12 protein-coding genes are annotated in these 13,078 nt (G+C 44.0%); 7 read left to right on the top strand and 5 right to left on the bottom strand.

Going from position 1 to position 13,078, the window contains the following annotated elements; translation table 11 throughout:
- Positions 1 to 2 precede the first annotated feature (2 nt).
- Both HMPREF1536_RS05625 and HMPREF1536_RS05620 read right to left on the bottom strand, forming a co-directional pair.
- A complete protein-coding gene (locus HMPREF1536_RS05625; protein ID WP_028727786.1) occupies positions 3 to 758 on the bottom strand; it encodes a hypothetical protein in 756 nt (251 codons plus the stop codon).
- A 110-nt stretch (positions 759 to 868) separates the two neighbouring features.
- Entirely contained in the window at positions 869 to 2,284 is a 1,416-nt protein-coding gene (locus HMPREF1536_RS05620; RefSeq protein WP_028727787.1) for an ATP-dependent DNA helicase, read from the bottom strand.
- Positions 2,285 to 2,378: 94 nt separating this feature from the next.
- Between HMPREF1536_RS05620 and HMPREF1536_RS05615 the strand changes: the two genes are divergently transcribed.
- The 3 genes from HMPREF1536_RS05615 to rsmD are packed head-to-tail and all read left to right on the top strand — an operon-like array spanning position 2,379 to position 4,379.
- Positions 2,379 to 3,005, top strand: coding sequence for a hypothetical protein (locus HMPREF1536_RS05615; protein ID WP_028727788.1), 627 nt, complete (start codon positions 2,379 to 2,381; stop codon positions 3,003 to 3,005).
- A 10-nt stretch (positions 3,006 to 3,015) separates the two neighbouring features.
- Complete coding sequence (locus HMPREF1536_RS05610; protein WP_028727789.1) at positions 3,016 to 3,843, top strand: DUF3822 family protein; 828 nt, start codon at positions 3,016 to 3,018, stop codon at positions 3,841 to 3,843.
- Positions 3,831 to 4,379 (top strand): 16S rRNA (guanine(966)-N(2))-methyltransferase RsmD, encoded by a 549-nt coding sequence (rsmD, locus tag HMPREF1536_RS05605; RefSeq protein WP_028727790.1) that lies wholly within the window; start codon positions 3,831 to 3,833, stop codon positions 4,377 to 4,379. Before HMPREF1536_RS05610 ends, rsmD begins: the two co-directional genes overlap by 13 nt.
- Here the strand turns inward: rsmD and cls are convergent.
- On the bottom strand, positions 4,376 to 5,815 hold the full coding sequence (gene cls, locus HMPREF1536_RS05600) for a cardiolipin synthase (RefSeq protein ID WP_028727791.1): 1,440 nt from the start codon (positions 5,813 to 5,815) through the stop codon (positions 4,376 to 4,378). The two genes, rsmD and cls, sit on opposite strands and share 4 nt — an antisense overlap.
- Positions 5,816 to 5,913: 98 nt before the next feature.
- On the opposite strand from cls, the gene HMPREF1536_RS05595 reads away from it, so the two are divergent.
- On the top strand, positions 5,914 to 6,507 hold the full coding sequence (locus HMPREF1536_RS05595; protein WP_028727792.1) for a rhomboid family intramembrane serine protease: 594 nt from the start codon (positions 5,914 to 5,916) through the stop codon (positions 6,505 to 6,507).
- Positions 6,508 to 6,616: 109 nt separating this feature from the next.
- A complete protein-coding gene (locus tag HMPREF1536_RS05590) occupies positions 6,617 to 7,903 on the top strand; it encodes a Gfo/Idh/MocA family protein (protein WP_028727793.1) in 1,287 nt (428 codons plus the stop codon).
- Between the two features lie 102 nt (positions 7,904 to 8,005).
- On the opposite strand, the gene HMPREF1536_RS05585 is transcribed toward HMPREF1536_RS05590, so the two are convergent.
- Complete coding sequence (locus HMPREF1536_RS05585) at positions 8,006 to 10,795, bottom strand: TonB-dependent receptor (RefSeq protein WP_028727794.1); 2,790 nt, start codon at positions 10,793 to 10,795, stop codon at positions 8,006 to 8,008.
- A gap of 183 nt (positions 10,796 to 10,978) precedes the next feature.
- Between HMPREF1536_RS05585 and HMPREF1536_RS27840 the strand changes: the two genes are divergently transcribed.
- On the top strand, positions 10,979 to 11,137 hold the full coding sequence (locus tag HMPREF1536_RS27840) for a hypothetical protein (RefSeq protein WP_157395714.1): 159 nt from the start codon (positions 10,979 to 10,981) through the stop codon (positions 11,135 to 11,137).
- Here HMPREF1536_RS27840 and HMPREF1536_RS05580 read toward each other — a convergent pair.
- A complete protein-coding gene (locus HMPREF1536_RS05580; protein WP_028727795.1) occupies positions 11,117 to 11,680 on the bottom strand; it encodes an RNA polymerase sigma-70 factor in 564 nt (187 codons plus the stop codon). The two genes, HMPREF1536_RS27840 and HMPREF1536_RS05580, sit on opposite strands and share 21 nt — an antisense overlap.
- A gap of 149 nt (positions 11,681 to 11,829) precedes the next feature.
- Between HMPREF1536_RS05580 and HMPREF1536_RS05575 the strand changes: the two genes are divergently transcribed.
- On the top strand, positions 11,830 to 12,885 hold the full coding sequence (locus HMPREF1536_RS05575; RefSeq protein ID WP_028727796.1) for a FecR family protein: 1,056 nt from the start codon (positions 11,830 to 11,832) through the stop codon (positions 12,883 to 12,885).
- Positions 12,886 to 13,078: the final 193 nt, after the last annotated feature.

The following is a 13,078-nucleotide window of genomic DNA, read 5'->3' as shown; positions in this document are numbered from 1 at the left end:
TCTTACAGGAATCGTTTTTCAAGTAGCTTGATGAAGTCGGCTACGGCTTCATCTTCTATATTCCATTTCAGTTCGTTATTCAGATAAGCCACCGATTCTTCGTATGAATGAATGTCGTTGAGGTCGGTGATCGCTTTATTCATTTTCTCCTCATCGCCCCCGAACAGTTCGCGGCGGAAGCGGAAACGATCGTTCAGGCTGAATGCCTTACGGAAGTCGGAAAGATTCTTCTTTTCGAGCAGGTCGCTCAGGAATACGCCCTGCTTTTCCGTCGTAATGGTTTTATGAGGTGCTTCAGCCGGCTTTTCCGGTTTAGCCGACGAAGTAATGATCTCCGCTTGGATAACTGTTTCCGGTTGGACGACTTTCTTTTCTTCTATGATTATTTCCGGTTTCTCGATAATGATTTCCCGGACAGGTTCCTTCGCTTCCACTTTAACCTCCGGTTCCCGGACGATTACTGTTTCAGCAACCGGCTCTTCCTGTACTTCCTGCACTTCGGGCACAATGGGCATCGGTGCGGCAGCCGGGTTCGGCAACGATTGGATCAGTGCCTGATGGGCTTCCATTTGTTCGCGTAACATTTCGATCTGAGCCGTTTCCAGTGAATGAAGATCATTCAGTACTTTATGTGTCAGATTGAAAGTCTGGCTAAAGAAGGACACCGGGTAAACCTCTGCATCCCGCATCCCGGCAATCAGCGTCTCAAGTTCTTTGAGATCGAGTAACAGATAATCTATTTTTTCTTTATTTGCCATTCCTTATTTTAATCTTTACGGGGAAGCTTAATAAAGGCGTCCCGGTATTATTGCAGCAAAAATAACTATTTCTATTCATGTAACGTGGCTAATATATGAAAAATGTACTGTCACTCAACAAACTCATCCGGTAAATTAACCAAATATAACCGATGAGTGGCGCGGGTGAAGGCGGTATAGAGCCAACGGTAGAAATCTTCGCCCAGCATTTCTTCGGTCATATATCCGATATCGAGAAAGACGTTCATCCATTGTCCGCCCTGTGCTTTGTGGCAGGTGATGGCATAGGCGTATTTCACCTGGACAACGTTGTAATGCGGGTCGGCTTTCATCTTTTTCATTTTGCCCGCCTTGGTCGGAATGTCGTCGTAGTCTTCGAGTATGGTGTAGAACAACTTGTCATTCAGCTCTTTTGGAAGGGCGGGAGAGTCTGTTTGCAGGGTGTCGAGCAGTATCTTGATATCCATTTCAAGATCGTAATCCTGAAAGCGTACGGTAACATCGGCGAAACGGAATCCGTATAGTTCGCTGGTTCGTCTGACACGAACTACCTGCACGATCTCTCCGTTGGCTATGAAATCCATCTCCTTGCATTCGCTTGTCCAGTAGTAATTGTTCTTGGCCACCATCAAACGGTCGCCCGACGATAATTCTTCTTCGCGGTACAGGATACGGTTGCGGATACCATTATTGTAAATTGTAGCCCGTTTGTTCGACCGGGTGATGATCATCGTATCTTCCACTCCGTCGCGGCTGTAGGCCGAGGAGATTTCTTCGATCAGTTCGTCCCCGTTCACTTTCCTGAAATCGGCGAAACCTTTCAGATTAAGCTTCGGATAGATCTCCACCGTGTTTTCCCGTAAGGCATTACGCAAACGGGTGGCGTTGAACAGGATACCCGAGTCTTCACTCTGTCGTACAACCTGTGTCAGCGTGATTTCCCGTACCTCCAGATTATATCCTTTCAATATTTCTGCGTTCAAGGCAGGGCTTTCTGTTTGCATGACCGGGGGAAGCTGTGCCACGTCACCCATGAGGATAAGTCGGCAGTTCTCGCCGGAGTATACATATTGTATCAGATCGTCCAGCAAACGTCCTGTACCGAAAAATGCCGAGTCGAGCCCGTCGTTCGAGATCATGGACGCTTCATCTACTATAAATAATGTATCTTTATGTAAATTATCAGCCGGTAAAAATCCGGTCGGTTCGTTCGAAAAAGCCTTCTGGCGGTATATCTTTTTATGTATGGTGAAGGCTTTGTGGCCGGAATAATTAGAGAATACTTTGGCCGCTCTTCCGGTGGGGGCAAGCAAGACGGTTTTCTGTTTTAGTTCAGTCAGTGTCTTGACAAGGGCTCCTACCAGGGACGTTTTTCCTGTTCCCGCATATCCTTTTAGCAATAATATCGAGTCGGTTTCGTCCGAAAGTAGAAACTCCGTCAGTATTTTTAAGGCCAAATTCTGGTCTTCAGTAGGATTATATGGGAAATTTTGTGTAATTTGGCGGCTTAAATAACTATTTATCATTTTGATTGCAATAATTTTGGTGATAAAGGTAGTGTATTAAATATTCTTTTTTAAATTTGCCGAACGAAATAAATTCAAAAAAACAATACAAACCATGAAAGTTACATTAAAGATTTTAGTAGCAGCTGCAGTTGTCCTGCTTGTTTACATGTGCTATAGAAGCATTATGACGCCGATCGAATTCAACAAGGAAAAAGATGCGCGTGAAAGTGCTATTAAGGCTCGTCTGATCGATATTCGTAAAGCTCAGATCGAGTACAAGAATGTGTACAAAACTCATGCAGGTACATTCGCCGATTTGATCAAGTTCCTGAAGGACGACAAACTTCCGTTCCTGATCAAAGAAGGTGTTTTGACTGACGAGCAGCTGGAAAAAGGTATGACTGAGAAAGAAGCTGTAAAGAAAGGTTTGATCAAACGTGATACAGTTTGGGTTGTGGCTAAGGATACTTTGTTCGGAGCAAACTACAATGTGGATGATCTGGCTAATGTTCCGGGTGCAGGCGTTCAGTTCTCTATGGACACAGCTACGTTGACTTCCGGTTCCGGTTATACTGTAAAAGTATTTGAAGCTGGCGTTAAGTATGACGATTATCTGGGTGATCTTGACAAACAGTTGGTTGTAAACCTGAAAGATAAAGCTGAAAAGCTGGGTAAATATGATGGTTTACGCGTAGGTTCACTGACTGAAATTAATAACAACGCAGGTAACTGGGAATAATCAATCGCTTATGACTATCAGTATTCCTGATACGTTGACTGCTGATAATTCTGGAAAATATATAATGTCCATCCGGCTTAGGTCGGATGGACTTTCTTTTTCAGGATACAGCCCTTCGGAGAACGAAAGTTTCTTTTACAGGAACGTGGAGTTCGACCGGACGAAGCCTTATATTGCTTCATTGAAAGAGTTCTTCTTTGAGCACGAGTTTCTTACTTATTCTTATAAGCGGACGAATCTGGTTTGTGTAACTCCGCAATATACGATGGTGCCTGAAGAGGTCTTTACCGATAAACAGAAAGATGAACTGTTATCGTTCACCTTCTTCTCCCCTGAAAGCAAATGCCTGAACAACCTGCTGACGCGTGAGGCGGTAGAAGTGGTGTTCGGTATCGATGAAGATGTATATGAGTTTTGTTCCCGTTCGCTGATCAATCCTGCATTTATCCATCATATCACCCCTCAGTTGGCTTTGTGGAAACAACAGAGCCGGCAGTTGATACCCCGGCAGTTGTATGTTGTCTTACACCGGAGGATGATGGATGTGGTTTGTTATGCCGGAGGATCTTTGCTTTTTGCCAACTCTTTCGAGTATGATAAACCGGATGATATCCTATACTATATATTATATGTATGGAAACAGGTGGGGATGGATCAGGAAAGAGATCAGCTTCATATGTATGGAGGTGCTTCCCTTCGTAACACGATAACTGCTACGTTGCGGAATTATATACAATATATCAGTCCGGCAGAAATACCGTCGGACGCTTATTTGTTGGGAGCCGAGATCGTACAGGCCCCGTTAGATTTAATAGCTTTATCTGTATGCGAATTATAAGCGGAATATATGGCCGTCGGCGTTTCGATGTACCGTCTACTTTCAGTGCACGGCCGACTACCGATTTTGCCAAAGAGAATCTTTTCAATGTAATCAACAACCTGACCGACCTGGAAGGTGCAGACGCACTCGACCTGTTTGCCGGGACAGGCAGTATCTCGTTCGAACTGTTGTCGCGCGAATGTAAAAGCGTTACGGCGGTGGAGAAGAACAATGCCCATGCTTCTTTTATTGCAAAGGTGGCTAAGGAACTGAAAACCGACTCGCTGCGTCTGATCCGGGGTGATGTGTTCCGTTATCTTCATTCTGCTCCGAAACAAGGTTTCGATTTTATCTTTGCCGATCCTCCCTATGCGCTGAAAGAGTTGCCGGAAGTTCCGAAACTGGTGTTCGAAAAAGAGCTGTTGCGCGACGGGGGTATCTTTGTCATGGAGCATCCCAGGGATAATGACTTCTCCGAGCTTCCTTATTTTGATCAGCGACGGGTGTACGGCTCTGTCAACTTCAGTATCTTTATTAAAGAAGAAAAGGCTTAAAGGAGCGGGGAGAACAACCGCATGAACGACTCTGCCAGGCGTTGCTTGACCGGTCGTTTGAGCCAGCGGGAAGGAACCAGCCGTTCGCAACTGTGCAGGTCGTGCAGGAATACCCGTTTCATCTGCAAGGCGAAAGAGGGTTGGTAGACGAATGCATTGATCTCGAAATTATGTTCGAAGCTTCGGAAATCCATATTGGCCGAGCCTATGCAGGCAAGTGCGTCGTCCGTGATCATCAGCTTCGAATGAAGGAAGCCCGGTTTATAGAAATAGACTTTGACGCCGGCTTTTACCATCTCGTCGATAAAAGAGTGCGTTGCCATGTTGGCCGTACGTGTATCCGAACGTTTGGGTAACATCAGGCGCACGTCGACTCCTCCCAGTGCTGCAATCAGCAAAGCCTGATTCAGCCCTTCGGTCGGAAGGAAATAAGGTGTCTGTATGTAAATATACTTTTTAGCATTGGCTATCGTGAAGATATAAGCCTGAAGCAGGGTACGCCATTGACCGACGGGGCCGCTGGTGGCAATCTGCATGATATTATCGTCGTGGTATATCTTTGCCGGGGGATAAAATATCTTGTCGTTCAGTAGTTTTTTGCTGACAACATACCAGTCGATCAGGAATGTCGATTGAAGCCCGTGGACACCTTTGCCGATGATCCGGAAATGCGTATCGCGCCAGGTGCCCCATGCCGTCCCTTTCTCATACCGGTCGGCTATGTTCATGCCGCCCATATAACCGATTTGTCCGTCTATCACGACAATCTTCCGGTGGTTTCGGTAATTTACCTTGCTGGTGAAGACCGGAAACGCTACTTTCAGGAAGGCATAGACTTCAATCCCTGCTTCCCTCATTTCGTTGAAGAACTTATCTTTTACATTCCAGCAACCTACGTCGTCATAGAGCACCCGCACGGTGATGCCTTCTTTAGCCTTGGCTATCAGGGCATCCTTAAACCGTATGCCGACTTCGTCATCACAGAAGATATAATATTGAAAGTGGATATGATGCGTTGCACCCTGTATATCTTTCAGCAGGTCTTTGAACTTCTCCGTCCCGTTTGTATATATTTTGATTTCACTACCATACAGCAGCGATGACTGGTTGTTGTTATTCAAAAGAGTGACCAACGGCTGGTATGGGGCGGGGACGGTACAGGCATCCTGGGGCAGTTTGCCTTCCTGCGGCCGTTTCATGATGCGTTTGTAAGTCCTGCGTGAGATGATCCGCTGCTTCCTGTTGTCCTGTCCGAAGAAGAAATAAAAGAGCAGACCGACACCGGGAGCGAGTAATAACACGATTACCCAGGGGATGGTTTTTAACGGGTTCCTGTTCTCTGCAATGATAACCAGCACTAACCCCATGATCGTGATTGAGTATAATATAATGAATATTACCCCAACGACCCATTGTATATGTATGACTGCCGGCATTCTTTTTATTCTTTGTTACAGGTTGATAAAGGTAATAAGGTAATTCGGAAATAACAAATCTTTACTACATTTGCCGGATAATATAAAATAGGAAGAAGATGATTACATATATTATTATAGGTATAACAGTCGTTGTTTCATATCTTTGTTTCAATAACCAGGAACTGTTTCGCAAATTAGCGCTGATACCTTACCGGACGGTGAAGAATAACGAATGGTACCGGCTGGTTACACATGGCTTTGTACATGCGGATATGACACATCTGTTGGTGAATATGTTTACTTTCTGGTCGTTCGGAACTTATATAGAAAGTATTTTCGGATACCTGGGTTTCGGAACGTGGGGATATCTGGGTCTTTACTTCGGTGGGATGATCTTTGCCTCTATTTATGATGTGCTGAAACATCACAACGATCCGTATTATGTCTCTATCGGGGCATCCGGCGCTGTGTCGGCCATCCTGTTCTCGTCTATCCTCTTCGACCCGTGGAGTAAAATATTGCTGTTTGCTATTATTCCGGTACCGGGAATTATCTTCGGAGTGCTCTATCTGGCTTATTGTCAATATATGGCTAAACGTGCGGGAGACAATATCAATCACAATGCCCATTTTTACGGTGCTGTCTACGGTTTCCTATATCCGGCTTTACTTAATCCTTCGTTGATAAAAGCGTTCCTTTCTCACTTTTAATCGGAATATTTTCCATATTTAGCACTGTTCAAGTATTTGTTTTTTAAGGTATTATTTATAGATTTGTGGAAATATCTCAATTTGTAAGTAATACCATAAGACAGACACAATGAAAAGAAGGAACTTCATCCGAAGTGGGGCACTGGCTATTGCGGGCTTCACGATTTTACCTCGTCACATTTTAGGCGGAACTAATTTTGTAGCTCCCAGCGACCAGATAAATCTGGGAATTATCGGCTGTGGGGCACAGGGCCGGTGGACACTTGCTCCGGAGTTTGCCCGGCGTGCTAACCTGATAGCTGCCGCCGATTGCGAATCCCGCCAGTTGAAAGCCATGCAGGAAATTGTCGAAAAAGAAACGGAAAAGGCAAAAGGGCAGGCCTATAAAGGATTTAAGCTTTATGCAGACTACCATGAATTATTGAACCGGAGTGATATAGACGGTGTGATTATAGCAACCCCCGACCATTGGCATGCCGTACAAACGATAGAAGCTTGTCGTGCCGGAAAAGATGTCTATGTAGAGAAGCCGATGTCGCATAGTATCGAAGAAGGCCGTGCTATGGCCGATGCCGTGGAAAAGTACAACCGTGTATTGCAAGTCGGTAATATGCAACGTTCGTGGCGTAACTTCCGCCATGCCTGCGAGTTGGTTCGCAACGGCTATATCGGTGAGATCAAGGAAGTGAAAGTATCCATCGGACCTCCTCCCGTAAAGTACGATTTGCCTGCACAACCGGTTCCTAAAACGTTGGATTGGGAAATGTGGATCGGCCCGGCTCCTATGAATGTTTATAATGAAGAACTGGCACCGCCTATGGAACGTAATATGTTCCCGAACTGGCGAAACTATAAAGAATATGGTGGCGGTATGATCTGCGACTGGGGTGCTCATATGTTTGATATCGCCCAATGGGCATTAGGCATGGACGATTCCGGCCCGATCGAGTTTACTCCGCCGGAAGAAGGTGAACTGCGTCCTCTCAGTATGCGTTACGCCAATGGTACGGTTATGACACATGAGCCTTTCCGTAAAGCGGATGGCAACGCCGTTCGTTTTATCGGTTCGGACGGAGTGATCGATATCAGCCGTAGTTTCCTGGACACGATCCCGGCGAAATTGCAGGACGAAGTGATCGGAGAGGATAAGATCAAGCTATACAAGAGTGACGATCATTATAATGATTTCCTGACTTCCATGAAGACCCGCAAGCAACCGCTTAGCACCGTGGAGATCGGACACCGCACGGCTTCCCTGTGCCATATCGTGAATTTGTGTTATGAGTTCGACCGTAAACTTGTGTGGAATCCGGAGAAAGAAGAGTTCTTCTTTGATGATGAAGCGAACAAACGACGCGGTAATCCGATACGCGAACCGTATAGCCTGAAAGTATAGTATATATAATAATGTATAGGAAAACGCAATCGGTGGTAAATGTTCTGACGAGCTTTTACCACCGATTACTGTTTATAGGCTGAAATGTTTTACGTTCGGATATCAGAACCGTGGCGGGCCGCCATGACCTCTGCCACCCGGTCCGCGTACGTCGTTCATACTGGCTCCCCCTTTAAAGATGCTGAACCGGTAGATGAAGTGAACCATAAAGTAGCTGCTCAATGTATTGTATTCCGAATACTGGGTATATTCGGTGTTGATTGTCTGGGAAATATTACTGCGTTGTTGCAGGATATCGTATATCTTAAAACGAATTGTAGCCTGGTTTCCCTTCAGGAATGATTTGGATGCCGATGCATTCCACAATACTTCTTTTTGCTTGTAACCTTCGGCATAACCGGAGTTGGCAGACCAGGTTATATCACTTTCAACCTTGAAATCGAGCGGAAGATAAATAGCTGTCGTTCCCCCCAGACCGTAGTTGAAAGTATTCTGGTCGTTCTGTCCCTGGAGTGAGTTCTTTGCACCGGTATAACGGATGTTTCCATTTAATCCCAGGTCGATGTAGTCCGACCGGAAGTCGATGCCGGCACGCTCCATCGCGGTGTAATTCTTGTTCGTGTTTTTCTCCTCATTAATGAAACCATTGGTATTGGCGTAAGAAGCCATTGTCATGGAATTGATCGAGAATTTCTTATTCTTCAGTGGAGTATTGAACAATACACGGAGATTACCGTTGTAATTACCGTTGACATTATCGTAAGTAGTCATCTTCCTTCCTGACTCGCCGACGTAAACGGATTTTTTGACGATATCATTCATGATGTAGTTTGCATTCAACATGATCATAAGAGCAGTTTGCTTTTCGGGAATGAATTTCTGGTAACGGGCAAACAGGTTGTTTGAATAGGTCGGTTTCAGATCCGGGTTACCGGTGATCGTATTCAACGGATCAGAAATATCGGCAACCGGCTGCAACTGCGTCATCGAAGGCTGGCTGGTGCGTCCCCGATAGTTGATCCTTAGATTCGTACGTTTGTCGAACCGGTAGTTGAACCGGATCATTGGCGAAACATTGATCACATTGCGTGTCAGGCGCGACAGCGTCGAGTCGCCAACAAAGTTTTCGCTTACGCTATGTGAAGGAGAAAGGTTCATTCCGACCGTATAATCATATTTCTCACGAACCGCTTTGAATGCCAGGCTGGCCTGTTGGGTGACGAAATTATTACGGTAACTTTTACTGTATGCCGTATCCAATACATTATATATATCGCTTCCTTCTTCTTTAACGTAAGAGTTCTTCAGGGATTCCTGCTTGTTCTGGCTGAAACTGTATGTCGCCTGGATGAAGTTGTTGTGCCCGATCGGTTCCACCCATGATAAATAAACCCGGTAATTGAAACCTTTATTGTCGTATCTGAATTGCTGGTCTATCAGTTCATTTTGTTCGTCCCCCATAAAGTATTCCGTATTGGAATAGTTCAATCCTTTATTGTAGGAATCGCTTGTACCTCCGGATAAAGAGCCGCTGAAAACGCGTCCTTCATCGTTCAGCTTCCGGCTGAATTCCAACCGTGCATTCAGGTTATAGCCTTCACCGTCGGAAAGGTAGCTGGATTCACCGAGGTTAACAGTGTCTCTCCGGTTGGTCAGTGTGTTGAACGAACCTGATTCCCGATTGTGACTGTTACTGTAAGTGAAGCTGGGTTGGAAAATGATTTGGGTTAGCGTGTCCGGTTTCCACTCCATACGCAGGTCGGCTGCAATATTGTCGCTTTTGGTATTGTTGTTATTCAACTCGTTTTTGATTGTGCTACTGTCGTTAGGGAGTAAGTTCGTCCTGTTGATCTTGCTTTGTGCATCATTGTCGGAATGCGAATAGCGCACATTGCCACCAAGCGTCAGCTTCTTATTGAACTCTTTACTGAAGTTCAATCCCACATTGCCGGACGAGGTGATACCGTTTCCGGCTCCTCTTATACGTCCGCCGCGCTGTCCGCCCATACCTGAAAACATATTGGAAGCAATGTCCGAGAATCCCATATTGTTCGTATTATTCAATCCTCCCATAATGGTTATCTGGTCGTTGTTGATAAACCGGTTGACCATGAAATTCCCTTCGTACCGGTCGTCGCTACCATATCCGGCAAAGGCATTCCCGAACCATCCTTGTTTCATTCCCGGCTTTACGGTCAGGTTGATAACGGTTTCTTCGTCCCCGTCGTCAAATCCGGTCATCCGTGCCATATCGCTTAGGCGATCCAGTACCTGTACCTTTTCAATCATCTTCGAGGGCAGGTTTTTAGAAGCCACTTTCGGGTCGTCGGAGAAGAACTCTTTTCCATCGATCAATACCTTCTTGATCTCTTTCCCGTTGACGGTGATCTTTCCTTCACTGTCGACTTCCACACCCGGCATCTTCTTCAACAGATCTTCCAGCACAGCTCCTTCTGTCGTTTTGTAGGAATCGGCATTATATTCGACCGTGTCGTTGCGGACAACCACTTCCGGTGCTTTTCCGATTACCACCGCTTCTCCGAGCATAATGGAACCGTCGCTAAGTGCAAGTTTGCCGACATTCACCGGGTTGGTTTTCCCTGTGATCCGTAAAGGTTGATATAATGGATCGAACCCTACGAAAGAAACGTGCAGCAGATAACTGCCGGCTTTGATCCCTTTCAGTGTGAAATTACCATTACGCGAACTGGCCACCCCTCCGACCATCGTACTGTCCTTTACATTTAACAAGCGTACCGTAGCCTGTTCAATAGGCTCGTTGTTCCCCTCTTCTATCACAGTTCCTGTGACATCAACTCCACCCCGCTGTGCGAATGCCGGCAAAGAAAAGAGAATAAGAAATAACCATAAAAAGTATCTTCCCGATTTCATAACTAATATATTATCTGTATCAAACAAATATGTATCCGGACTGGTTTCCGGTTACGAGAAGATAGACGGCTCCGACTTGATTAAGTTTAATAATATCTGTGATGATTTTGATTTATTAACCAAAAGGGAAAGGCCATTCTTCCCGGCATTTAGTTAAAAATATCCCGATATAAATTGATTTTGTTGCCGGGAAAAGTTATTGCCGACGCTGTCGAAAGCTTTGCCGACGCCCTCGACAATTTAGCCGACACTGTCGACAATATAGCCGACGCCCTCGGCAACAACTTTCCTGCAAGGAAAATTGAACTTTCTCCGGATGTATCAGGAAGGAAACCCGAATAAAAAGGAAAGAAGAGGGAGATAGTCTTTCAGTTTAACACGAAGTATTTTCAGGGATTGACTGATACGGTATTCGACGGTTTTGACGGACACTCCAAGTTGTTCTGCTATCTGAACATTGGTTTGTTCACCGAAACGGCTTAAGGTGAACGTGTCTCGGTAAGTGTCAGGAAGTTCTTTGATAGCATTGTTTATATTCTCTGTCAGTTCGTTCACGAAGTAGTAATCAGGATCTTCAAATTGCTCTTTTAGTTTTTCATAAAGAAGGGTATGTACTTTCTTATGATACAAATTCTTTTGAATCGCATTCAGGCACCGATGTTTAACTGCTATAAATAAATATGATTTCAAGGATTGAGTGATAATGATATTTTTTCGGTTTTCCCATATGAAAAGCATTAGATCTTGTACCAGTTCTTCGGCGTCTTCATCTGTTACGTATTGGGAAATGTATTCGCATAAAGGAGAATAGTACTTGATAAACATTTGTTTATAAGCCTCGGAATTACCTTCTTGTAATTGTCTAACTAATAGAATATCATTCATTTACTAAATTTTGTTTATGAAGGTTTCGGGCAAAGATAGTTGATAATTCTAATTATATTTAGAAAAAAAAGGAATATGTATAAAATTTTTTATGATATTGTTTAGGGTAGAAGAGGGGGAGTTTTGTCGTATATATAGAAACAGATAAAATGGAAGAACAGAGAAAACATATAGAAGAACCGGAAACTTCATTATTGTTGTTGTATATCGGGGGAAAAGCTTCGGCAGAAGAATGTGCTATTGTTGAGAGCTGGCTGCATGACAAAGAAGAGAATGAACAAACCTTGTTACAAATTGCTCGTATTTATCATGTGCAATATACACATAGGCGTATTGAACAGCGTGATCCTCTTAAAGCTTTTGAGAAGGTACAAGAACGGGTTAGGCAGCGTGTATGGAAGAAAAATATCTATCGTTTTTCTACTGTTGCTGCTTGTCTTGCTGTTGGATTCTTTTTGTCAACTCTTCTTTCATGGTGGAATACAACAGACAGTGAGGTGAAAGCACAAATGGTTACTGTTCGTTCAAATCCGGGGATGCGTACCAGTTGTAACTTGCCGGATGGGACAGTTGCATATTTAAACTCAGGATCTACGCTGATTTATCCGGTTCCGTATGATAACGATAAAAGGGCTGTAACGTTGGATGGAGAAGGTTACTTTAAGGTGACACATGATCCGAAAAAGCCCTTTATAGTGAATGTCGCTGATGGAAAAATGAGGGTAAAAGTACTGGGAACTGAATTTAACTTACAGGCGTATCTGGGAGAAGGACAGATAGAAACGACTTTGGTTTCTGGAAAAGTTAATATTGAAACAGAAAAAGAGAATGGCACCGTAGTGAGACAAGAACTATCTCCTTCGATGAAAGCTACATATATTCTCTCTACTGGAAAAATGAATATGGAAATTGTGAATCCTGTATATGAAACTGCCTGGATAGAAGGAAAATTAATGTTTTATAATTCTCCTTTGCCTGAAGTGTTGCGTGATTTGTCTTATTTCTATAATGTAAAATTCGAAGTGAAGGATCCTTTGATAAAATCCTATTACTTTACCGGAACGTTCATCGATAAACAATTGTCACAAATTTTGGATTACCTGCAAATATCATCAGGAATAGATTATAAGATCAGGCAAATTACCGGAGATGACAGTAAAGGAATTAATTATACGGTGGTCGAGTTGACCAATAAACGGAAATAGAGACATAGTATAATGTTGGATAATCATTAAAAACAGAAAGCCTATGGAATAGAACAATCATTGCAGACCTTATTATTGAAAAACATACGGAAACATGTTACCAGCATCTTCCCGTATGAAATATTCAATAGCCGGTCTATAAACAGACTAAGGAATTTATTTTTTTAATCTTAAATCATTTACAAAAGTATGG

The organism is Parabacteroides gordonii MS-1 = DSM 23371 (assembly GCF_000969825.1).
Taxonomy (GTDB): domain Bacteria; phylum Bacteroidota; class Bacteroidia; order Bacteroidales; family Tannerellaceae; genus Parabacteroides; species Parabacteroides gordonii.
The sequence above is the reverse complement of the archived record's forward strand: the minus strand, read 5'-3'. Positions and strand labels throughout refer to the sequence as shown.